We start from the raw sequence: 23,298 nt of genomic DNA on the forward strand, positions 1-23,298 counted from the left end.
ATTTTGGTCAAGTCAAGTAAGTACAAATAAAAAAGAAGCTGAATGACATATTCAGCTTCTTTTAAAAATTTGATTAGTTAGTAGCTTCTTTTAATGTATTTACGTTTTCTTCCATTAAAGTGAAATAATCTTTATTGCTCTTCGCATCATCTTCAGAAATAGTAGCAAGATGATTTAAGCGTAAAATTTTTGTACCCGTCTCTTTTTGAATTACGGACGCTACCTTTGGTGTAGAGAATGTTTCAAATAAAATATATTGTAGATTATGTTCTTTTACTGTTTTTGTAATGTCAGCAAGCTGTTTTTGAGATGGTTCATCAGAAGCTGAAATACCAGCGATAGCAATTTGTTTCAGGCCATAGCGTTGTTCCCAGTATCCATAAGCCGCATGAGAAACTAAAATGTCTTTCGTTTTTGCATTCGCAACAGCTGCTTTAAATTGATCATCTAAATCAGTAAATTTTGTTTGAAGTGCTGCGAAGTTTTTTTCGAACTCTTGTTTATGATCAGGTTGTAATTCTACAAGTGCATTTTTAATTTTTTCTGCCTGTTTCATTGCTAGAGTAGGGTCTAACCAAATGTGTGGGTCTTTATCGTGATGATGTTCATCCTCTTTATGACTGTCTCCGTGATCATGATGCTCTTCTTCAGTAGAAGTACGCAGTTCAATACCTTTTGATGCATTTACAATTTTAACATTTTCTTTTTGTAATGCTTTTTCCATTTTTTCAGCAAATGGTTCTAATTCAGCACCGTTATAAACGAATAAATCCGCTTTTGCAACTTGTACTGTTTGTTTTTGACTTGGTTCAAATGTATGTGAATCTGCACCAGGTGGGTAAATCGCTTCAACAGTTACATAGTCGCCACCAATTTTTTTTGCAAAATCTGCAAGAGGAAAAATAGTAGTATAAACAGTTAGCTTTCCGTCTTTCTTGGCATTACCTTCTTTTTTATTTGAGCAGCCAGTAAAAATTAAAGTGAAAATAAGTAAGAATGAAAATATAGTCAATCTTTTAGGCATGAAGTTCTCCTCTTTTCTTTTTTTACGGATATATTTTCCCCAATTATAGAAGAAAAATATCATTTTAATACAAAACGGAATAATTACGTTTTAGTTTGCGAACTTAGTATAATACATCTTTTATAAAGTTGCAATAAATAATAATCATTCCGATTTGTTTTTGTTATAAAGTTGTCAAATTTGGATGTATTATTTTTAGGAATGCATGCATATGTGACAACGCTACGTTCATATATTTGAAAGGAGGGTGCAGAGGGGGATGAGTGTTTGGGTTACTTAATGGAAGCTATTTTATTGATATTAGCGGTAGTATTACCATTAGCATTAGTCTTAATTTTTTTAAGAAGATTAATAAGTAATTTAGGAGATGCATCAACAGTAACAAAATTGCGAGAGAAAGATGAGAAAAAAGAGTGAGTAAAGCACTATGCGTACGCATAGTGCTTTACTTGTGGTAAAATGAGAGAAGGAAACTCCTAAAAGTTGTATTTTACTGAAGGAGAGAAAAGTAAAATAAGAGGTATATGCATATATGAATAAGCGAACAGCGTTAGTACTTGGTGCAAGTGGTTTAGTTGGACAAGAGATAACGCGTCTATTACTTGAATCAGATTACTACGATTCGGTTACTATTTTTGTAAGGGAACCAATGCAATGGCAACATGAAAAGTTACAGCAAAAACAAATAGATTTTTCGGTGTTAGAGGAATATAAAGAGTTTTTTGCTGTAGATGATGTATTTAGTTGTCTAGGAACAACAATCAAAAAAGCAAAAACAAAGGCAAATTTCAAAAAGGTAGATTATGAATATACGTTACGAGCTGCTTGTTTAGCTGAAAAACAAGGGGTACAAAATTTCCTTGTTGTGTCTTCAATGGGAGCAAAACCTAAATCGTTTTTCTTTTATTCGCAAGTTAAAGGGAGAATGGAAGAGGAATTACAAAAGTTAGTCATTGGTGGTATTCATATTTTTAGGCCATCTTTATTAGTAGGAAATCGACAAGAATTTCGTTTCGGTGAACGAATGGCTGAAAAGTTATCTCGTATCATTCCTTTTATATTTAAAGGGGCTTTCAAAAAGTATAAACCAATTTCAGCGAAAGATGTGGCGAAAGGGATGTATATCACTGCATTGAGAGAAGAAACGGGTATTTATATTTATAACTCAAATGAAATTACAACGATAGAATAAAAAACGAGAAAAATGGCATGTATTACAAATCAAGTTTGAATCTTGAATGAATAGTAAATACATGTAGTTTAGCAATTATAAGAAAGTAAAAAAGGAGTGGGGAGCCCACTCCTTTTTTACGATAATTTATTATGCAAATCGCATTTTTATCCCGCTATTTGTGGACAGCAAAACCCCCGTGGTTTAAAGTTTCACTTTATACGTCTCCAACACTCTTGATCTTGTACGACAAGTGACCTCGTTTATTGCAATGCTATTTTTAGAGTCGTATTATACTAACGGATCATTTCGTCTTATAAGAATGTTTCACTTCATTTGAAAATATACTACTATCATATATCCATTGTTTGTAATACCAATAAATCAAATAGAATATACTTTCTATTTGGAAACAATCTGTTTTTATATCTGTTTGAGTAAAATCTGAAGGGAATTGGGTTCCGAAGATATAAAAGTCCTATATGTACTACTCCGTATTTTTGGGGGATTTGCAAAAGGAGGATATACGAGTGAGTAAAAAAGAAATGTTGCAAAATGGAATTAAGCAAGTGTTTTACGAAGAAGAATGGTATCCACCTTTATCAGACGCGTTAAAGGACCTTACTGCTGCGCAAGCATGTTGGCAACCAGAAGGAGAGGCTAGTAATACGATTTGGGAAAATGTAAACCATTTACTTATCTTTAAAGAACGCTTACTTGCCCGCTTGCATCAAGATGAAACATTTGTGGCGCCACAAAATAATGATGAAACGTTTGTCCAAGGTGGACGTAATGATGAGGGGGCTTGGCAACAAACAGTGTTGCGAACAATTCAAGTGCATGATGTCTTACAATCTGCATTAATATCCCTCCAAGAAGCAGAACTAAATCAATTAACTCCTTCTCTACCAATTTGGCAACAATATATGAACATCCTTTTGCACGATGCTTATCATACAGGACAAATTGTACAACTTCGCAAGCTTCAAGGTTCATGGCCAGCGCATCGTTCTTATTTGTAAATGATACTTAAAATTGTTGGAGTTTCAAACTAAACAAACGAATTAATATGTAGAATACTACTATATCAAAAAACAATTTCTCACTTAATCTGAGAAATTGTTTTTTTTCGTAATCACGATTGTGGAATTCGATTTTTAACCCTGTCACATATTCAGAACGGGAGATAAATACATAAAAAAATAGGTGTATCAAGCAAAATGTTGATCCACCTTAAAACAATATTATGAAATAACATACGTTATCTTATAGTATACTTTTTATTCCTCTAGATTCAGTAGTACATATTATTCTCAGTTTTATTTATTCGTATGGATTTTCCCCGGTGCTCGTTTGTATTGATACGGTTCTTCTAACTCAAAGCTAAGTTCATTGGCGGCTATTCTTGGGAAGTAAGGATTGCGAAGTAACTCACGTCCGATAAAAATTAAATCTGCTTCGTTATTATTTAAAATTTGTTCTGCCTGTACTCCAGTCGTAATCAAACCAACAGCCCCAGTTGCAATGTTAGCATGTTCTTTAATATGTTTAGCATATTGCACTTGATACCCGGGATATACATCGATGTGTGCCGGAACAACAGCTCCAGAACTACAATCAATTAAATCTACTCCTTGTTCTTTCATCCAGTTTGTATATGGAACGTAATCTTGAACCGTTAAACCGTCAGGATGATAATCGTTTGCTGAAATACGAACAAATAACGGTCCGTTCCAAACTTCATTTATTGAGTCAATGATTTCACGTAAGAAACGATAGCGATTTTCAGGTGAACCTCCATATTCATCAGTCCGTTTATTAGAAAGTGGAGAAAGAAATTCATTAATAAGATAACCGTGAGCGCCGTGTATTTCAATAACGTCAAATCCAGCTTGTTTGGATCGTATTGCAGCCTCTTGAAAAGCTAATATGGTCTTTTTTATTTGCTGTATACTCATTTCTACTGGGATTTTCATAGTTTCATTAAACGGAATTGCGGATGGAGCGAGAGCATCCGTTTCTAATTCAGCTTTTCTTCCAGCGTGAGCAAGTTGAATGGCGGCTTTTGCGCCGTTATCATGTATAAAAGTTGTCGTTTTATGTAAGCCTTCAATTAGGCTATCATCCCATATACCTAGGTCCTTATTAGAAATTCTTCCTTCAGGTAACACGGCTGTTGCTTCGATCATAACTAAACCAACTTGACCAGCAGCTCTTGTTCCGTAATGAACGTGATGGAAATTAGTTACTTGGCCATCCTCGTTTTCTGATGAATACATGCACATAGGTGACATAACGATACGGTTTTTTAATGTAACGTCCTTAATTGTATAAGGTGAAAAAAGTTCAGAATTCATCCAATAGCCTCCTAGATTTAATTTTCTTACATTTTATCATTCTTGTTTTTGTTTCCCTAATAAAACGCTTATACGAAAAATTTTGTCTATTCGTGTTACAATAATTAATATGAATTGAATTGGAGGATGACATATGTACCAGGCTTATTATGAAAGTGAATTAGGCTTGCTGGAAATTACAGCGAACGATAAAGGAATTACGTCTGTTATATTTGTTGATGAGAGACAAGAAGAACATAAAAATGAAATGATAGATCAATGTATAAATGAGCTAGATGAATATTTTAAGGGGAAAAGAAGAGAGTTTACGGTCCCACTGTCTGCTGAGGGAACAGCATTTCAAAAAAATGTATGGGATGCGCTCTATACTATCCCTTATGGCGTAAGTGCTTCATATTTAGATATTGCAGAGAAGGTCGGAAATACGAAAGCTGTACGAGCGATAGGAGGAGCAAATAGTCGTAATCCAATTTCAATTATCGTTCCGTGTCATCGTGTAATAGGAAAGAGCGGGAAGCTTGTTGGGTATGCGGGCGGTTTATGGAGGAAAGAGTGGTTATTAAATCACGAAGGTATTTTGAAATGACGTATGGATGGGAAGAGGGATTGTTTTGAAATGTATAAATTGTGGGCAAATTTGCGAGGGAGATCAGTTGAATTGTGAAAGTTGCCAGCGGATTTTGCATACTGAACAAGGTGAAGGATGCTCGCTAATAGACAAGGAATTAGAAGTATATGTAGGTAGACAATATCGGTATTACAAAAGGAAATGGGAACTTGAGGATAAGCGGATTGCTAGGTGGAGCTGGAATGGTTGGGCTGCTATTTTCAATGTGGGTTGGCTTGGATATCGTAAGTATTATGTACCTGCAGCATTATTTTTACTGTTATTAGTAGCATGTGATGCGTTTTCTTATTATATGGGCTTCAACGTAGCATTACCAATCATTAATATGGTGCCTCTTACGTTTCTATTACTCATTTTTATTTTATTTGGAATGGCGATTTTTGCGAATGGATTATATTATCAATTTGCAGAAAGGCGTATATATCGAATAAAAGCACGAGAAATTCAAGATGAATCGGTTGAAAATTATCTTATCCGTGATAGTGGTGGAACGAGTAAAATGGGAGCAACGATCGTTACGATTTTAGCGGTTGCTAGTATCTTTTTCAGCCATTTCTTTTTCCCGACAGATCGAGATATTATTCAAAAAGTTCGTACAAGCTCGCTTTATGAATATCCGTTCTTTTCCATTGGTGAATCGTTTGAAAGTTACTTTAGAAATCCAGGTTGGATATATTATCGTGGAACGGAAGGGTTAGAATTAGTAGAATTCCAAGGGGTTAGTCCTGATATGCCAAGGAAGAAGGTGAAAATCCAATTTGTTGTTGATTATAAATTGGGTGAGATTGAGCCGTACTCACTTACGATTAACGGCGAATCTAAAAATGAGGAAGAATTTTTGAAGATAATGGACGAAATATTTAAAGTTCAAAACCCATTTGATATAGAGGATGGATTACAAGTAAAAGAAATAGAAAAAGAAGTGGATAGAAGAGTGTTCTATCAGCTTCTTTTTTTACTGTACAAAAAAATATTTGAAATAATCTGAATCTTTTGTATAATAATATATATTATACTGGCTTTCATTTATACATATAGATTGGGGGAAGGAAGAATGAAGAGAAAAGGAACAATGATTGCTGCAGTTGCATTATCGACTAGTGTATTAGTTGCAGGTTGCGGAAATGGGGAGAAGGCATCTACAACGAAGAAAGAAGCAGGTAAGGGAGCAGCAGAGAAGCAAGTATTAAACTTACTAGAAACAGCAGAAATTCCTTCAATGGATACGTCAAAATCAACAGACTCTGTATCATTCCGTGCTTTTGTAAATGCAATGGAAGGGTTATATCGTTTAGATAAGGATAATAAACCAACTCCAGGTATGGCAAAAGATGTGAAGGTTAGTGAGGATAAAAAGACATATACATTTGAATTACGAGACGCAAAGTGGTCTAATGGTGATCCAGTTCGAGCGCAAGACTTTGTTTATGCATGGCAACGCGCATTAGATAAAGCAACGGCTGCAGAGTATGCATTTATTTTATTTGATGTGAAAAATGCACAGAAAGTAAATAAAGGAGAATTACCGCTAGATCAATTAGGAGTGAAAGCGAAGGATGATAAAACGTTAGTAGTAGAATTAGAACAGCCAGCACCATATTTCCTTGAGCTTACTTCATTCCCTACATTTTTCCCTTTAAATGAAAAATATGTGAAAGAACAAGGGGATAAATATGCATTAGAAGCAGATAAACTATTATACAATGGACCATTTACGATGAGTGAATGGAAACATGAACGAAGTTATCAGTTAAAGAAAAACCCTAATTATTGGGATAAAGATACTGTGAAGTTAGAAGAAATTAATGTAAATATTGTGAAGGAAACGAGCACGGGAGTAAACTTATATGATAGTGATCAAGCGGATCGTGTTATTTTAAGTTCTGAATTTGTTGATAAGTATAAAAAGAATAAGCCGGATGAATTTAAAACGAAGTTAGATCCACGTATGTATTTCTTGCGCTTTAACCAGAAAAATGCAACGTTTAAAAACCAAAAAGTTCGTGAAGCGATTGATCTGGCATATGATAAAAAAGGAATTGCAAATGTTATTTTAAATGACGGATCATTACCAGCATATTTCCTAGTACCTGAAAAATTTACGACAGGACCAGATGGAAAAGATTTCCGTTCTGTAAATAAAAATTTCCGTGATAGTAAAGACAATGCAGAAAAAGCAAAAAAATTATGGGAAGAAGCGAAGAAAGAACTTGGCCAAGATACAATTACAGTAGAATTTCTAAATGATGATAACGGTAGCCGTAAAAAAGTGGGCGACTTTATTAAAGAAGAGTTAGAGAAGAATTTACCTGGTATTAAAGTGAATTTGAAACAACAACCATATAAGCAGAAGTTAGAGTTAGAAAAGAAATTTGAATATGAATTCTCATTATCAGCATGGAGTCCGGACTATCCAGATCCAATGACTTATATTGATATGTTTGTTACTGGAAGTTCATTTAATGAAATGGAGTATTCTAACCCGAAGTATGATGATTTAGTAGCGAAATCAAAAGGAGAGCTATTAAAAGATGATAAAGCACGCTGGAATGCACTTGCAGAAGCTGAAAAAATCTTAATTGGTCAAGATGCTGCCATTTCTCCTACGTACCAACAAAGTACGGCTTACTTAGAGAAACCATACGTAAAAGGTATTGCGAATCATACGTTTGGTGGGGACTTCAGTTATAAATGGGCATATGTTACAAAGAAATAGTATAATAAAAGATGAGTGAATTTTCGCTCATCTTTTATTTGTATAGGAGGAATTAGAGTTGGTAAAGGGAATCAATCATCTTTGTTTTTCAGTGTCTAATTTAGAAAAATCTATTACATTTTACGAAAAAGTACTAGAAGGAGAATTATTAGTTAAAGGGAAAAAACTTGCATATTTTAATATATGTGGGGTATGGGTAGCACTTAATGAAGAAACACATATTCCGAGAAATGAGATTCATCAATCTTATACGCATATTGCGTTTTCAGTTGAACAGAAAGATTTTGAACGTCTACTGCAGAGATTAGAAGAAAACGATGTTCATATTTTACAAGGAAGAGAACGAGATGTAAGGGATTGTGAGTCTATATATTTTGTTGATCCAGACGGCCATAAGTTTGAATTTCATTCAGGGACATTGCAAGACCGACTTAATTATTATAGGGAAGATAAACCTCATATGACATTTTACTAAGGGGATAAGAAGTTGCATGCGCTAGTAATTGGTGGAACAGGAATGCTAAAGAGAGTTTCTATGTGGCTTTGTGAGCAAGGATTTCATGTTTCTATTATTGGACGAGATAAAGTGAAATTAGAAAATGTTAAGCGAGAGAGTGCTATACCAGAAAATATCACATGTCTTCCGTTAGATTATCATAATGACGACGATGTAAAGCTAGCTATTAAAAGCACAATTGTGCAGAATGGCCCAATAACATTAGTTGTCGCATGGGTACACGCAAGTGCGAAGGATACGTTGTCATTCATTTGTAGAGAAGTGGATGTGTCGTCTGAAACATACAACGTTTTTCATATTTTAGGTAGTAAAGCGTCGCGTATACCCGCACAAAAAATAGGTGGTACGCGATGTAGCTACCATAGAATAATATTAGGTTTTATTTTAGAAGATACATACGGGAGATGGCTTACCCATGAAGAAATATCGGATGGGGTAATAAAAGGAATTGAGAGTAAATGTGATGAATGGATTGTAGGACGAGTAGAACCGTGGGAATTGCGGCCAACATGGTAAGGGGGAATGTGAAATGAAAACAACTGTATATGTAACAAGGCACGGTGAGACGGAATGGAATGTAGCGAAACGAATGCAAGGGCGGAAAAATTCTGCTTTAACTGAAAATGGTATGTTACAAGCTAAGCAATTAGGAGAGCGAATGAAAGATTTATCTATCCATACGATCTATAGTAGTCCAAGTGAAAGAACCCTACATACTGCAGAGTTAATAAAGGGCGAACGTGATATACCGATAATAGCGGATGAACATTTTTATGAAATTAACATGGGTGAATGGGAAGGACTGACAATCGATGATATAGAAAGGCAATACCCAGACGAAATACAATTGTTTTGGTATGAGCCACATCTTTTCCAGTCAACATCGGGAGAAAATTTTGAGGCTGTTCATAAAAGGGTAATGGATGGGATACAACTTCTTTTAGAAAAGCATAAAGGAGAAAGTATATTAATTGTTTCCCATGCGGCAGCGGCAAAACTACTTGTAGGATATTTTGCGGGTATTGAAATAGAAAATGTGTGGAATGATCCATTTATGCATAGTGCTAGTCTAAGTATAATAGAATTTGAAGGAGATAAAGGTGAAGTGAAGCAATTTGCAGATATAAGTCATTTTCAATGAACGTAAAAAAGGCCGCAAAACGGCCTTTTTTGTAGGCATAAAAACTAGCAATTACGTTTTTTATACCAGAAGTGATCGAATTTCTTGTTTTTGCAAGATGGGAATTTATGTCCGCCTTTGCAATCATTCCATTTGTGCCCGTCATCGTGACAGTCTTTACCATGATCACAATCATCATCGCAAGATCTACCGTGTCCGTGAGGGAAGAATTCGCATTTTTTACAGAAACTGCGTTTTGTCCAGAAAAATTTCTTTTCAAAGCGTATGCATTTTGTAACGAAAGTACAATGCTTTCTGCGAGTACGTTTTGTAACTAAAACGCATTCTTTTCTACGTGTTACTTTCGTAACGAACGTCCATTTTTGAACGCGTACACGAGTACATTTCGTAACAAATGTCCATTTTTTTACGTGCGTACATTTTGTAACGAACGTACAATGTTTTACGCGAGTACATCTTGTTCTTGGACATTTACCCCCAGTTGTACATTTACATCCAGTTGTACATTTATGATGAGAGAATTTATCATCATCGCATTCAAAAGTACTTGGATCTTGATGTAAGAAATCCTCCATCCCAGCACTTTTGATTTCTTCAACCGCTTTTCTAATATCACGTTTCATAGAAATCCTCCTTATCATGTATTAAGTTGAAAAGGTATTCTTTTTCCTTAACATGATATGAGATATGACGTCTTTCTGAACAGGACAAGAGTGTAATTTTATATAAATGGATGATAGCGGATGTATGGACAAGACAAGGTGCATACATTGAATGAAGAGAACTGAGAAGGGATGAGAAAATATGCTACCTTCATATGATTTTTTTATTCATCCAATGTACTTAGTGGAATTAAAAAAAGACATTTGGTCAGATAGTCCAGTGCCGGCAAAATTAACTTATGGAAAAAAGAAGTATGATATTGATATCGTATACCGGGGGGCTCATATTCGTGAATTTGAGAAAAAGTCTTATCATGTTATGTTTTATAAACCGAAAAAATTTCAAGGTGCGAAAGAGATTCATTTAAATTCTGAGTTTATGGATCCGTCTCTCATACGAAATAAATTATCTTTAGATTTTTTTCATGATATTGGTGTACTTTCACCAAAATCACAACATGTATTTATAAAAATTAATGGTCAAATTCAAGGTGTATATTTACAGTTAGAATCAGTTGATGAAAACTTTTTGAAAAATAGAGGATTACCGAGTGGTTCTATTTATTATGCGATAGATGATGATGCGAATTTTTCTTTAATGAGTGAGAGAGATAAAGATGTTAAGACTGAGCTCTTTGCGGGTTATGAATTTAAATATTCGAATAAAAATAGTGAAGAACAGCTGAGTGAATTTGTATTTCAAGCGAATGCTTTGTCGAGGGAAGCTTATGAAAAAGAAATTGGAAAGTTTTTGCATGTTGATAAATATTTACGATGGTTAGCTGGCGTTATTTTTACACAAAACTTTGATGGTTTCGTTCATAACTATGCACTATATCATAACGATGAAACAAATTTATTTGAAGTGATACCGTGGGATTATGATGCAACTTGGGGGCGAGATGTACAAGGGAGACCACTTAATCATGAGTATATTCGCATTCAAGGCTATAACACGTTAAGTGCAAGATTGTTAGATATACCTGTATTTAGAAAGCAATACCGAAGTATTTTGGAAGAAATATTAGAAGAACAATTTACCGTTTCGTTTATGATGCCGAAAGTTGAAAGTTTGTGTGAATCGATTCGTCCATATTTAATACAAGATCCATATATGAAAGAAAAATTAGAAACATTTGATCAAGAAGCTGATATGATCGATGAATATATAAATAAAAGAAGAAAGTATATACAAGACAACTTACATGAATTGGATTAATTTTGAAAGAGATTGGAACATTATCAATCTCTTTTTTTGTATAATAAAGATGTATCAACAAAACTGATTTACTATTCATTTAAAAGAGTATGGGGGATGTGGAAACATGACGGTAAAATGGATTGATTGGGTAAAACAAATACAAGCTATAGCTCAAGCGGGTTTAACGTATTCTAAAGATGTGTATGATATAGAGCGTTTCCAACAATTACGGGACATTTCCATTTCAATGATGTCACATTACACAAAGACAGATTGGGAAATAGTAGAGAAGTTATTTGCAAGTGAGACAGGCTATCAAACACCCAAAGTTGATATAAGAGCAGTCATTTTTCAAAATGAAAAACTATTATTTGTGAAAGAAAAAAGTGATGGGAAATGGGCATTGCCAGGTGGATGGGCCGATATCGGTTATACGCCAACAGAAGTAGCAGCAAAAGAAGTTTTAGAGGAGACGGGTTATGAAGTAGATGATTTTAAGCTACTCGCTATATTTGATAAAGAAAAACATCAACCATCACCTTCAGCAACACACGTATATAAAATTTTTATTAGCTGCAAGATTATTGGTGGCGAAAAGAAAACTAGTATTGAAACAGAAGATGTGGAGTTTTTTGGTGAGAATGAATTGCCTAATTTATCGATTGCTAGAAATACAGAAGAGCAAATTAAAGAAATGTTTGCCTACATGAAAGAACCTCAAAAAGAAACATTAATAGATTAATTATGCTTATGCCGATAATATTGTTGAAATGAAGATATTGGCATAATGCGACCTTTATGTAATAATGAGATGGTATGTGAAGAAAAAAGGAGATAGAAAATAAAATGTTAGCAAGCATAATAGATCAGTTATTACAATTTTTTGCAAGCTTAGGTTACTTTGGAGTAGCGCTAGCTTTAATGATTGAAATTATCCCGAGTGAAATTGTACTTTCGTATGCTGGATTTTTAGTAGCGGATGGTAAAATTAGTTTTGTTGGTGCAGTTATCGCCGGAACTATTGGTGGTACTTTAGCCCAAATCTTTTTATACTGGCTTGGATATTACGGAGGGCGTCCGGTTGTAGAGAAATATGGGAAATACCTACTTATTAATAAACACCATTTAGACATAGCAGAAGGTTGGTTTAAGCGTTACGGGGCAGGAGTGATCTTTTCTGCACGCTTTATCCCAGTCGTACGTCATGCAATCTCTATTCCAGCTGGATTAGCTAAAATGCCGTTAAAACTATTTACACTGTATACAGTAGTTGCGATTATTCCATGGTCAATACTATTTATATACTTAGGTGAAAAGCTTGGTGGAAATTGGCGACACATTAAAGAGTATGCATCTGATTACACACATTACATAATTATAGGAGCTGTTCTCTTTGTTGCTCTATACTTCGGTTTAAAGTATTTAAAAAAGAAAAAAGCAGCGCGTTAAAGTCAATGATTTTTCATTGGCTTTTTTATTTGTTTCGGTTCTAAAAAAAAGGAGTTGTCCATAATGTGTAATAATAAAGCGTAGCGGAGGAATGTGATGAAAGGGTCACCGTTTATACGTGGAACGATATTTTTAACGATGGCAACGATGATATCTAAAATGTTAGGATTTATATATGTTATACCGTTTACAGCAATGGTCGGTACGAGTGGGTACGTTTTATACACGTATGCTTATCGCCCATATACGATTATGCTCAGCATTGCGACGATGGGACTACCACTTGCCGTTTCAAAAATGGTATCAAAATATGATCAACTGAATGATTATCATACGGTTAAGAGAGTGCTAAAGAGCGGTATCTTTTTTATGTTAATAATGGGAGTAATCTCATGTTTTACGCTATATATATTGGCTCCACATTTAGCTAAACTTGTAATCGATGGAAATGATCAAACAGGGAATAGTGTAGCAGCGGTCACTACTAATATCCAAATTGTAAGTTTTGCGTTAATACTTGTACCGGTAATGAGTTTATTAAGGGGATTCTTTCAAGGGTTTCAATCGATGGGGCCTTCTGCTTTAAGTGTAGTTGTTGAGCAGTTTTTTCGGGTCTTAACCATTTTAATAGGAAGCTTTGTCGTTTTATATATTTTAAAAGCTTCTGTCTCGCTAGCTGTTGGTATTTCAACGTTCGGTGCTTTTATGGGAGCGATAGGTGGATTAACTGTTTTAAGTGCGTATTACATAAGAAGGAGAAAGCACTTAAAGAAAAAAGAAATGGCAAGTATTCCACAAACAACGAAATCTTTCTTCTCACTGTATAAGGAGCTCTTTACATATTCAATACCGTTTGTTGTGGTTGGTTTAGCAATTCCGTTGTATCAGACGATTGATACATTTACAATTAATAAACTACTTATACAAATAGGGTATATGCAAGGAGAAGCGGAGAAGATAAATGCAATAATTGGTCTTGTTCAGATGGTTGTACTCATCCCAGTTTCCGTTGCGACTGCTTTTAGTATGTCTCTCGTACCTGAGATGACAAAAGCCTATACAGCAGGGAATGTGAAGTTACTGTACAAACATTTTACGAGAACGAATGTATTAGTAGTAGGTATTACGGTACCAGCGGCGATTGGAATGATGTTGTTAGCAAAACCAGTATATACTCTTTTATTTGGTGCCGGAAATGATCCGGAGATGGGGAGAGTTATTTTACAGTATTATGCTCCTGCCTGTATACTATTTTCGCTTTTTACAGTAACAGCTGCGATGTTACAAGGAATTAATCAGCAACAGAAAACAGTGCTAGGATTAGTAATTGGCATTATTGTAAAGATAGTTTTAAATATCGTATTGCTTCCGTATTTCGATTATGTAAGTTTTATTATTTCAACATACGCTGGTTATACGATTTCAGTTGGCTTTAACTTGTGGATGCTTTCTAAATATGTTATAAAGGCAACATAAGCTTTTTAAGGCAGAGAGCACTCTGTCTTTTTCTTTGTTTAGAATATTTTTCTTATAAAAACGTTTTCAAAATAATTTTTCTATTGAAATTTAAACGTATGTTTCATATGCTGAGAATGGCGGTTCAAAAACTGTTATGTAAGAGAGGTAGATTCCTACATGTAAAAAGAATCGGGGTGATAGTATGTTAAATATTTATTTAACAGACCGAAACGGAAAACTACAAGAGGTTGAGGAAATGCAAAAGGGTTGCTGGATTAATGTACTTCATCCAACGGAAGAAGAAATTCAATATCTAGTACAAACTTTAAATGTAGACTTAGATTTCATTAAAGACCCTTTAGATGATGAAGAACGCTCTCGTATTGAAAAGGAAGACAATAATACTTTAATAATCGTGGATATTCCAACAGTTAGACATGATGAAGAAGGAAATTCGATTTATGACACGATTCCAATAGGTATGATTGTAATGCCAGATTGCTTTGTGACAATTTGTTTAGAAGAAAACCCAATTTTTGAACGTTTTATTAATCAACGTATTAAAGAATTTTATACGTTTAAAAAGACACGCTTTGCACTGCAGCTCTTATATACGATTTCTACTTATTATTTAAGATACTTAAAGCAAATTAATAGAAAAACAATCGATTTAGAGCATCAATTAAATAAGTCGATGAAAAATAAAGAGATTTTCACATTGCTAGGCCTTGAAAAAAGTTTAGTTTACTTTACAACATCATTAAAGGCGAATAAAATTGTAATTCAAAAATTAATGCGTAACAGTACATTTTTAAAAATGTATGAAGACGATCAAGATTTATTAGAAGATGTATTAATTGAAAATAAACAGGCTATTGAAATGGCGGAAATATATAGTCACATTTTAAGTGGAATGATGAATACTTTTAGCTCCGTTATATCAAATAATTTAAATAGTGTTATGAAACTGTTAACGTCTATCACAATCATTTTATCGTTACCAACGATGGTTTCTAGTTTCTTTGGAATGAACGTAAAGGTTCCGTTTGAAGGGGAAGCACATGGTTTTGTAATTGTACTCATAATATGTGTAACACTATCTTTCACATTAGCATTTGTTTTTTGGAAGAAACGTTACTTTTAACGAGAAGAAAGCTGCTCTAGCATAGTTGTGTAACTGCGCTAGAGCAGCTTTTTTGCTATGAAATCCTAAATTTTGAATAGAATATAACTTGTAAAATGTAATGTATATGAAAGGGGTGAATTCCGTATAAGTCTTGTCCAATTCATAAAATGAGGTTAAAATTACATATTGTTAATGAAAAGTTGGAGGAAATACATCATGGAATTGTTTCAATTACCGAAAGCATTCCTGCAAATGAATACAATTTTTATCTCCATATTGATCGAAGCACTTCCTTTTGTGCTCATTGGTGTATTTATTTCAGGATTCATTCAAATGTTTGTAACAGAAGATATGGTAGCGAAATGGATGCCGAAAAATCGATTTCTGTCTGTTTTAATGGCTACTTTTTTAGGGATGATGTTTCCGGGCTGTGAATGTGGAATCGTTCCGATTGTAAGGCGATTAATCGGAAAAGGGGTTCCGCCATATGCCGGGATTGCATTTATGTTAACTGGACCAATCATTAATCCAGTCGTATTATTTGCAACATACGTTGCCTTTGGAAGTAGTATGCACATGGTATGGTATCGTTCTATTGTAGCGATTATCGTAGCAATTATCGTTGGAATTATATTATCATTTATGTTTAAAGAACATCAATTAAGAGATGATCACTTCCCAGAAGTAAATCATAAGCGCCCATTACGTAAAAAAATGTGGGATGTATGTACGCATGCTGTTGAGGAATTTTTCTCGATGGGAAAATATTTAGTGTTAGGTGCGTTAATTGCAGCTGCAGTTCAAACGTTCGTACAAACTTCAACACTTCTTGCTATAGGACAAGGACCGTTTTCTTCACCAGCTGTTATGATGGGACTAGCTTACATTTTATCACTTTGTTCAGAAGCGGATGCATTTATTGCTTCGTCATTCCAAAGTACATTTTCAACAGCATCACTTGTCGCGTTCCTCGTATATGGACCGATGGTGGATATTAAAAATATGTTTATGATGCTTGCGACATTTAAAACAAAATTTGTAATTGTCGTTACTGTTACAGTTACACTTGTTGTTTATGCAAGCTCACTACTCATTTATGCGATGGGGTGGTAGGTTATGTTTCGAGCATATATATTATTAGGTTTTACAATCTTAATCGCGCAGCTTCATATTTCCGGTAATATTACGAAGTATATCAATATGAAGTATGCTTATTTATCAACAACAGCAGCTATTATTTTAGGGTTTTTAACGGTCGTTCAAATTATTATCGTATTCCAAAAAGAACATCAGAAAGAACAAGAAAAACAAGATTGTAGTTGTGATCATAGCCATTGCGGGCATGATCATTCAAAAGATGAGAATACATGGTGGAAAAAAGCATTTTCGTACTTATTGTTTTGTTTTCCGATAGTCTCAGGATTATTTTTCCCAATTGCAACGTTAGATTCAGATATCGTTAAAGCGAAAGGATTTCACTTTCCAGTTGCGCAAGCAGAAAGTAAAGATCCGTTTATGACAAGGCAATTCCTAAGACCAGACACAAGTATTTATTACGGAAAAGAAGGATACCGTGGTGTAATGGAAAAAGGGAAGAAAGAGTTTGTTACGAAAGATAATATTACTTTAAACGATGAAAATTTTCTTAAAGGAATGGAAACAATTTATAATTATCCTGGCGAGTTTACTGGGAAAAAATTATCTTTTAAAGGGTTTGTTTTCAAAGATGACTCTTCTCAAAAAGAACAATATTTCTTATTCCGTTTCGGGATTATACATTGTGTAGCGGATTCTGGTGTATATGGTATGTTAGTGAAAAAACCAGAAGGGATAGAATGGAAAAATGATGATTGGATTCAAGTTGAAGGAGAAATATCAACGGAATTTTATCAGCCATTCCATGCGAATATCCCTGTATTAGAAGTAACGAAATGGAATAAGGTTGAACCGCCAAAAGAACAATATGTATTTAGAGGAGCCGATTGATAACATCGGTTCTTTTTTGTGGACTAAGAGTTCTGAATGTTGTTAATATTAAACGTGTAGTGATAGTAAGCTCATACCGTTCTAGTGTTAATGGGAAATGGAACTCTTACCGAACTTCTTTGCTCCAGCCGAATTTTGTGGTGGGAGTCTTAATGTCTGCAAATAGCGGGTTAAATAATCAAAGAGGTGATAACAATGACTGAAGTAAAAGGGAAAACAGCTAATGAGTCTAGAGTGTTTAAAACGAGCCGAGTATTTCCAACAGATTTAAACGATCATAATACGCTATTTGGTGGGAAGATATTAGCCGAGATGGATATGGTTGCTTCTATTTCGGCAACAAGGCACGCAAGAAAAGAATGTGTCACAGCATCTATGGATTGGGTAGACTTCTTACATCCTGTTCGCTCTTCAGATTGTGTTAGTTATGAATCTTTTGTAATTTGGACGGGTAGAACTTCTATGGAAGTATTTGTGAAGGTAGTAGCAGAAGATTTAATTTCAGGTGAGAAACGTATAGCAGCAACGTCATTTGTTACTTTTGTTGCGCTTAGTAAGGAAAATAATCCGGTTCCTGTGCCGCGAGTTATCCCTGAAACAGAAGAAGAGAAAGAATTACATCGCATTGCAGTGTTACGTGCAGAACAACGTCATATACGTAAGGCGGAGAGTAAGAAAGTAGCTACATTATTAACTTTTTGAGTTGAATATGTAGTCGTTAAAGGTACAATAACAAACGGAAATGTTTTTCATATGAAAAGCGGACACCTAAAAATAGGTGTCCGCTTTTATAGTTTTTTCATCCACATATCATATGACGATAACTACTTAGCAGAAGCAAGCAGCACCGACGATGATTAAGAGGATAAATAATACGACTAATAGCGCGAATCCATTACCATGTGCGAAGCCCATTGTTATTTCCTCCTTTTATTTTAAGATACAACATACAATATGCAAATGAGCTATCGTTTGATATGGACATATATCATGTAATGACATATTTTCTTGAATGATATTGTATTAAAAAAGGGAAGATATAGAAATAACAGTAAGTGGAGGAAGGAAAATATCCATGAAACACTTTTTCGTTGTGATCCTTTGTTTAATATGTGTATTCATTTGGATGAACATCGATGTGGAAATGGGGAAAAAAATGGCTAGTGAATATGAATTAGGACAAGTTCAATTAGGTGAATTTCAACTATATACGAACGGTGAAGAGTTATATACGAAATTGTTTGAGGATATACGCAATGCAGAAAAGTACATATATATCCATTTTTATATTGTAGGTAAAGATGAAATAAGCAAAGAATTTTTGCAGTTGCTTGAGAAAAAGGCATCGAGTGGAGTAGAAGTAAAATTGTCAGTTGATCGAATAGGTGGATATAAGCTGAAGAAAAAGATAATTCGTCAACTAAAAAGCAATGGTGTCCAGTTTACGTTTAGTAAAAAACCTAAATTGAAACATTTATTCTATTCGTTGCATCAACGAAACCATAGACGCATTGTTACGATTGACGGAAAAGTATCATATATCGGCGGCTTTAACATTGGAAAGGAGTACCTTGGACAAGATTCGAAATTTGGCCCGTGGCGTGATTATCATGTACGAGTTAAGGGGAATGGCGCCACGGATATGGAAAGAAAGTTTGCTGCTGACTGGAAAGAAGATACGGGAGAAAAAATGCTTATACATAAAAGTCTACCTGCAATTGGGCATGTAAAATATCAATATTTATTTTCAGATGGAAAAGGGTTATGGGAAAAATATGGAGCGCTTTTAAAGCAGGCTAAAAAGTCTTTAATTATTGCTACGCCATATTTTGTACCAAGTAAAGAAATGATGAAAGAGTTAAAAGGTGCATTAAACCGAGGTGTCAATGTGAAAATTCTCGTACCATTTAAAAGCGACGCAGTATTGTTAAAACAAGCTGCCTATCCGTATTTGAGAGAGATGAACCATGCTGGAGCGGAGATTTATCAATATCGGAATGGTTTTTTTCACGGGAAAGTAACAATCATTGATGGAGAAATTGTTGATATAGGTACAGCGAATTTTGATAATAGAAGTTTTTATTTAAATTGTGAATCTAACTGTATCATATATGATACAACAGTTGTTGCTGACGTATGGAACCGATTAAAAGAAGACTTTCATAAATCAAAAAGATTTTCAGAAGAAGACTTTGAGAAAATTAGTAAGTGGGATTGGTTTTTAGCAAGAATAGCAAATGTTATAGCATCATATTTATAACATATAGACAAAAGAGAAGGGAGGTATTTTCATGGATTGTATGAAAGAATTAATGAGGTATAGTTATATGCTTATTTATAAGGTTGGGGAGTATACAGGAGAGGTAAGAGACGAAGAATTAAAAGAGCTATTACAGCATCATTTACCATATATGTTGCAAGCGTATAATGAACAAGTGAATTTTCAAGAAGGAGAGAATGTACAGCATATAACTTGTGAACCAATTTCATCTCATTTTCATGAAATGGAAAAGGAAACTGATAGTAAATATACAGGGGATATCCTTATTGCAACTTGTTATATTTCGCATTTAAAACGGTTAGCACTAAAGTTCGCTCAAGTGGCAGTTGAAGTTGCGAATCCAGAATTCCGCTCGTTTTTAGAAAATTGCTTCCTGAAAATGAATCGTTATGCCTATAGTGTATGGCAATATGTTGTGAAGAAAGAGTATAAGATTAAACATGTATATGAAAATGAGAAGTTTGCATAAGAAACTAAGGCGGAAAGATAGGCGCCTTAGTTTTTTACTTTTCATGGAGAAAAATAGACTAGGTGTACATATCTATTATTAGAAAATTTACAAATATTTACCGTTTATTTACTATTTTTCAATCTTTCCTTTAAAAATGGAGAGTAATATGGGGGTTGTACATATTCTATCTAAAGGAGGAAACGCAAATGAACAAATGGGTTAAATCATTAACTGCTATGGCACTTGCAAGTTCTTTATTAATGGTAGGTTGTAGTAAAGGTGAGGACAAGAAGAAAGAAGACGATACAACAACACAACAAGAGGACAAAAAGGATAAAGAAACAAGTGGAACTGAGAAGTCTACCGATTCTAAAGAAAAGAAATAAAGTGAAACTTTAATCAGTGGGGGGCATCCCCCACTGATTATTAGTTGAACCAATCGGGCTTTTACGGGCAGTTGATCCCCACCTAACTTCTTTGGTTTTACTAAATTTTGAGGTGGGGTCTTACTGCCCGTTAAGGCGGGGTAAAATAATAATAAAGCTTCCTCTTATATATGAGGAAGCTTTTTTGTTGAAAATTGATTGAAATTATTGAAAAATAGAGAAAGAATGAAAAAGGGGGCAAACAAATGAAAGTATGTATATTAGGAGCAACAGGTCGAGTAGGTTCAAATATAATAAAATTAGCATTAAAGGATGCAGCTGAAGTAACTGCATTAGCACGTGATTTAAATAGAATAGAAATACAACATGAAAGGTTACGAGTAATAGAAGGTAATGTACTAAATGAAAATGATATAAAGAAAGCGATAGAAGGAAGCGATATAGTAATAAGTGCACTTGGTACGGATCGAAATGGAACGTTAGCGAAGAGTATGCCACAAATTATAAAGCAAATGGAAGAAGAAGGGGTACATAAAATCATTACAATAGGAACAGCAGGTATTTTACAAGCAAGAACAAATCTAAATTTATATCGTTTTCAATCAGCTGAATCAAAAAGGAAAATGACAACAGCAGCAGAAGATCATTTAGCTGCATATAAGATACTTAGTAGTAGTAATTTATGTTGGACGGTCGTTTGTCCGACGCATTTAATAGACGGTGATGTGACAGGAGTGTATCGAACTGAAAAAGATGTATTACCAGAAGGGGGAGCGAAAATAACAGTTGGTGATACAGCACAATTTACGTGGAATCTGTGTAGTGAAAACAAATATGAGAATAGTCGAGTAGGTATTTCATATTAAAAAAACCATCCCGAAATTGGGATGGTTAAAAGATGATATAACATACAAATATGAGAATCATAATGATTTGGAGAATAGCTTTCGCTACTGTGCTGCTTAAAAAACCAACTACAGTAGCAACTCCTACTAGAAAGGCGTCTTTTGGCGCTTTTTTATGCATTAGTTCTGTAATAAATACCGATAAGAACGGTATGATAATTAAACCGAATGGTGGGAAGAAGAAAGATCCGACAATAATAGAAATCATACCGACACGCTCTCCCCATTTAGAACTCCCATATTTCTTTAAGAAATATCCATTTGCAATAAAATCAGCAATGAAAATAAATAGTGTGAAAATGACTTGAATAATCCAAAAGGAAGTTGTTAGTTCTCCGCCATTTATACCAAAATGGTAAATTAAATATCCAGCCCAGACAACAAGGATGCCTGGAATGATAGGATAAATAAAGGCGAGAAATGAAACAATGAAACAGGCAATGATACAGATTGTTAATAATACTGTCACTTTATAACTCCTTCTTCGTGTCTAATTTATGTACCGCAATTTTTTTCACTTGATGTCCATCAAGTTCTAGTGCTTTAAATTGAAAACCGGCAAATTCAATGGAATAACCAGCTTCAATATTTAAATCAACTGCTTGAGAGAGGAGCCAGCCTCCAATTGTATCTAAATCGCTATCATCAATATGCAGGCCAAACATATCATTTACTTCAGAAATGAGCACCTTCCCATCTAAAACAGTAAGCTTCGGCGTACGTTTTTCAATCATAGGTGATTCATCCGCATCAAACTCATCTTGAATTTCTCCAATGATTTCTTCAAGAATATCTTCCATTGTTAAAAGTCCAGCAGTACCACCATATTCATCCATAATGATTGCCATCTGAACGCGATTCTTTTGTAGATGTACTAATGTTTTGCGAATTGGAACAGTTTCAAATACAGTTAGTACTGGATGTATGTAAGATTCAAGTGGTTTATGAATGCCTTTCGTTTGATCGTGAAATACTTCTTTCGTATTGATCATACCGATAATATCATCTTTATCTTTTTCGATGATCGGATAGCGTGTATACTTTTCAGTTGCGACGATATCCATATTCTCTTCTAACGTATTTTCAGTAGATAAGCAAATCATTTCTGTACGAGGAACCATAATTTCTTTCGCGACCCGGTCGTCAAATTCAAAAATATTATTTACATATTTATATTCGGTTTGGTTTATTTCGCCGCTTTTGAAACTTTCACCTAAAATGAGTCGTAGTTCCTCTTCAGAATGGGCAAGTTCATTTTCTTTCGCAGGCTCTAAACCGAGTAGTTTTGTGAAAAAGATTGCCGTACTATTAAGTAGCCAAATGAATGGATACATAATTTTATCAAATAAAATAAGTGGTCGTGCAAACTTAAGTGTGATTGCTTCAGCTTTTTGAATGGCGAAAGACTTTGGAACTAATTCACCTAATACAACATGGAAAAATGTAATAACACTAAAAGCAATAATAAAGGATAAAGTATTCGCCATTGTTCCAGTAATATTAATCTTTTCAAAGAGCGGTCGTAGTAAATGTTCCACAGTCGGTTCACCAAGCCAACCAAGCCCTAAAGAAGTAATCGTAATCCCGAGCTGACAAGCTGATAAATAAACATCTAAATTAGATAGGACACTTCTTGCAGCTAAAGCTTGTTTATTGCCTTCATTTGCAAGTTGGTCAATGCGACTTTTTCGTACTTTTACAACAGCGAATTCTGATGCAACGAAAAAGCCGGAAATAAGGATGAGCACAAAGATGAGAAAAATATTTAATATGTCCAAGTGTGTTCTCTATTCCGTAGTTTGGAATAAAGATGTCACCTCCTGCGATTATGTTATACTT

27 protein-coding genes are annotated in these 23,298 nt (G+C 34.5%); 21 read left to right on the forward strand and 6 right to left on the reverse strand.

Annotation, left to right across the window (positions count from 1 at the left end; genetic code table 11):
- Window positions 1-73: 73 nt before the first annotated feature.
- On the reverse strand, window positions 74-1,024 hold the full coding sequence (locus QCI41_RS00215; RefSeq protein WP_353838765.1) for a metal ABC transporter substrate-binding protein: 951 nt from the start codon (window positions 1,022-1,024) through the stop codon (window positions 74-76).
- A gap of 267 nt (window positions 1,025-1,291) precedes the next feature.
- On the opposite strand from QCI41_RS00215, the gene QCI41_RS00220 reads away from it, so the two are divergent.
- The 3 genes from QCI41_RS00220 to QCI41_RS00230 all read left to right on the forward strand — a co-directional run bounded on the left by QCI41_RS00220 (window position 1,292) and on the right by QCI41_RS00230 (window position 3,217).
- Window positions 1,292-1,441, forward strand: coding sequence for a hypothetical protein (locus QCI41_RS00220; protein WP_000540925.1), 150 nt, complete (start codon window positions 1,292-1,294; stop codon window positions 1,439-1,441).
- Between the two features lie 115 nt (window positions 1,442-1,556).
- Window positions 1,557-2,216, forward strand: a complete 660-nt coding sequence (locus QCI41_RS00225) for an oxidoreductase (protein WP_001042750.1) — start codon at window positions 1,557-1,559, stop codon at window positions 2,214-2,216.
- Window positions 2,217-2,725: 509 nt separating this feature from the next.
- Window positions 2,726-3,217, forward strand: a complete 492-nt coding sequence (locus tag QCI41_RS00230; RefSeq protein ID WP_353838763.1) for a DinB family protein — start codon at window positions 2,726-2,728, stop codon at window positions 3,215-3,217.
- A 297-nt stretch (window positions 3,218-3,514) separates the two neighbouring features.
- On the opposite strand, the gene namA is transcribed toward QCI41_RS00230, so the two are convergent.
- Window positions 3,515-4,552, reverse strand: coding sequence for an NADPH dehydrogenase NamA (gene namA / locus QCI41_RS00235; protein WP_001083629.1), 1,038 nt, complete (start codon window positions 4,550-4,552; stop codon window positions 3,515-3,517).
- Between the two features lie 133 nt (window positions 4,553-4,685).
- Here namA and QCI41_RS00240 point away from each other — a divergent pair, with 133 nt between their 5' ends.
- From QCI41_RS00240 to QCI41_RS00265, 6 genes are all read left to right on the forward strand, one after another.
- Complete coding sequence (locus QCI41_RS00240) at window positions 4,686-5,138, forward strand: methylated-DNA--[protein]-cysteine S-methyltransferase (RefSeq protein ID WP_000283888.1); 453 nt, start codon at window positions 4,686-4,688, stop codon at window positions 5,136-5,138.
- 7 nt (window positions 5,139-5,145) lie between these two features.
- Window positions 5,146-6,168, forward strand: a complete 1,023-nt coding sequence (locus tag QCI41_RS00245; RefSeq protein ID WP_353838761.1) for a DUF2628 domain-containing protein — start codon at window positions 5,146-5,148, stop codon at window positions 6,166-6,168.
- A 66-nt stretch (window positions 6,169-6,234) separates the two neighbouring features.
- A complete protein-coding gene (locus tag QCI41_RS00250) occupies window positions 6,235-7,896 on the forward strand; it encodes a peptide ABC transporter substrate-binding protein (RefSeq protein WP_353838760.1) in 1,662 nt (553 codons plus the stop codon).
- A 58-nt stretch (window positions 7,897-7,954) separates the two neighbouring features.
- Complete coding sequence (fosB, locus tag QCI41_RS00255) at window positions 7,955-8,371, forward strand: FosBx1 family fosfomycin resistance bacillithiol transferase (protein ID WP_088080719.1); 417 nt, start codon at window positions 7,955-7,957, stop codon at window positions 8,369-8,371.
- A 12-nt stretch (window positions 8,372-8,383) separates the two neighbouring features.
- Window positions 8,384-8,929 carry a short-chain dehydrogenase gene (locus QCI41_RS00260; protein ID WP_353838759.1) on the forward strand — a complete coding sequence of 182 codons (546 nt, stop codon included), beginning with the start codon at window positions 8,384-8,386 and terminating at the stop codon, window positions 8,927-8,929.
- Window positions 8,930-8,942: 13 nt separating this feature from the next.
- Entirely contained in the window at window positions 8,943-9,554 is a 612-nt protein-coding gene (locus tag QCI41_RS00265; RefSeq protein ID WP_353838758.1) for a phosphoserine phosphatase 1, read from the forward strand.
- Window positions 9,555-9,598: 44 nt separating this feature from the next.
- On the opposite strand, the gene exsB is transcribed toward QCI41_RS00265, so the two are convergent.
- A complete protein-coding gene (gene exsB / locus QCI41_RS00270) occupies window positions 9,599-10,177 on the reverse strand; it encodes an exosporium protein ExsB (protein ID WP_046959207.1) in 579 nt (192 codons plus the stop codon).
- 181 nt (window positions 10,178-10,358) lie between these two features.
- Here exsB and cotH point away from each other — a divergent pair, with 181 nt between their 5' ends.
- The 8 genes from cotH (at window position 10,359) to QCI41_RS00310 (ending at window position 18,138) form a co-directional block, all read left to right on the forward strand.
- The gene (gene cotH / locus QCI41_RS00275) at window positions 10,359-11,435 is read left to right on the forward strand and encodes a spore coat protein CotH (protein WP_353838757.1); all 1,077 of its coding nucleotides are present in this window, start codon (window positions 10,359-10,361) and stop codon (window positions 11,433-11,435) included.
- A 106-nt stretch (window positions 11,436-11,541) separates the two neighbouring features.
- Complete coding sequence (locus QCI41_RS00280; RefSeq protein WP_046959209.1) at window positions 11,542-12,159, forward strand: NUDIX hydrolase N-terminal domain-containing protein; 618 nt, start codon at window positions 11,542-11,544, stop codon at window positions 12,157-12,159.
- A gap of 104 nt (window positions 12,160-12,263) precedes the next feature.
- Entirely contained in the window at window positions 12,264-12,866 is a 603-nt protein-coding gene (gene uptA / locus QCI41_RS00285; RefSeq protein WP_000881203.1) for an undecaprenyl phosphate transporter UptA, read from the forward strand.
- A 96-nt stretch (window positions 12,867-12,962) separates the two neighbouring features.
- The gene (locus QCI41_RS00290; RefSeq protein ID WP_046954954.1) at window positions 12,963-14,342 is read left to right on the forward strand and encodes a putative polysaccharide biosynthesis protein; all 1,380 of its coding nucleotides are present in this window, start codon (window positions 12,963-12,965) and stop codon (window positions 14,340-14,342) included.
- A 184-nt stretch (window positions 14,343-14,526) separates the two neighbouring features.
- Window positions 14,527-15,468: a magnesium transporter CorA family protein gene (locus QCI41_RS00295; RefSeq protein WP_000932392.1), complete on the forward strand. Its 942-nt coding sequence runs from the start codon at window positions 14,527-14,529 to the stop codon at window positions 15,466-15,468.
- A gap of 198 nt (window positions 15,469-15,666) precedes the next feature.
- Window positions 15,667-16,563, forward strand: coding sequence for a permease (locus tag QCI41_RS00300; RefSeq protein ID WP_000418724.1), 897 nt, complete (start codon window positions 15,667-15,669; stop codon window positions 16,561-16,563).
- A gap of 3 nt (window positions 16,564-16,566) precedes the next feature.
- Window positions 16,567-17,436: a TIGR03943 family putative permease subunit gene (locus QCI41_RS00305; protein ID WP_097858503.1), complete on the forward strand. Its 870-nt coding sequence runs from the start codon at window positions 16,567-16,569 to the stop codon at window positions 17,434-17,436.
- 195 nt (window positions 17,437-17,631) lie between these two features.
- Window positions 17,632-18,138: an acyl-CoA thioesterase gene (locus QCI41_RS00310; protein ID WP_000141167.1), complete on the forward strand. Its 507-nt coding sequence runs from the start codon at window positions 17,632-17,634 to the stop codon at window positions 18,136-18,138.
- 126 nt (window positions 18,139-18,264) lie between these two features.
- Here QCI41_RS00310 and QCI41_RS00315 read toward each other — a convergent pair whose 3' ends face one another.
- Window positions 18,265-18,351, reverse strand: coding sequence for a YjcZ family sporulation protein (locus tag QCI41_RS00315; RefSeq protein WP_000505094.1), 87 nt, complete (start codon window positions 18,349-18,351; stop codon window positions 18,265-18,267).
- 160 nt (window positions 18,352-18,511) lie between these two features.
- Here QCI41_RS00315 and cls point away from each other — a divergent pair, with 160 nt between their 5' ends.
- From cls to QCI41_RS00335, 4 genes are all read left to right on the forward strand, one after another.
- Window positions 18,512-19,696, forward strand: coding sequence for a cardiolipin synthase (cls, locus tag QCI41_RS00320; RefSeq protein ID WP_353838755.1), 1,185 nt, complete (start codon window positions 18,512-18,514; stop codon window positions 19,694-19,696).
- Between the two features lie 31 nt (window positions 19,697-19,727).
- On the forward strand, window positions 19,728-20,186 hold the full coding sequence (locus QCI41_RS00325; RefSeq protein ID WP_000340549.1) for a spore coat protein: 459 nt from the start codon (window positions 19,728-19,730) through the stop codon (window positions 20,184-20,186).
- Window positions 20,187-20,374: 188 nt separating this feature from the next.
- Window positions 20,375-20,554: a hypothetical protein gene (locus QCI41_RS00330; protein ID WP_001045960.1), complete on the forward strand. Its 180-nt coding sequence runs from the start codon at window positions 20,375-20,377 to the stop codon at window positions 20,552-20,554.
- 245 nt (window positions 20,555-20,799) lie between these two features.
- Window positions 20,800-21,420, forward strand: a complete 621-nt coding sequence (locus QCI41_RS00335) for an NAD(P)-dependent oxidoreductase (RefSeq protein ID WP_000861616.1) — start codon at window positions 20,800-20,802, stop codon at window positions 21,418-21,420.
- 25 nt (window positions 21,421-21,445) lie between these two features.
- Here QCI41_RS00335 and QCI41_RS00340 read toward each other — a convergent pair whose 3' ends face one another.
- Both QCI41_RS00340 and QCI41_RS00345 read right to left on the reverse strand, forming a co-directional pair.
- Entirely contained in the window at window positions 21,446-21,928 is a 483-nt protein-coding gene (locus tag QCI41_RS00340) for a DUF456 domain-containing protein (RefSeq protein ID WP_097858502.1), read from the reverse strand.
- Between the two features lies 1 nt (window position 21,929).
- A complete protein-coding gene (locus QCI41_RS00345) occupies window positions 21,930-23,237 on the reverse strand; it encodes a hemolysin family protein (protein WP_000353742.1) in 1,308 nt (435 codons plus the stop codon).
- Between the last annotated feature and the right edge of the window lie 61 nt (window positions 23,238-23,298).

This window comes from Bacillus cereus group sp. MG4 (assembly GCF_040460055.1).
GTDB lineage: Bacteria > Bacillota > Bacilli > Bacillales > Bacillaceae_G > Bacillus_A > Bacillus_A wiedmannii.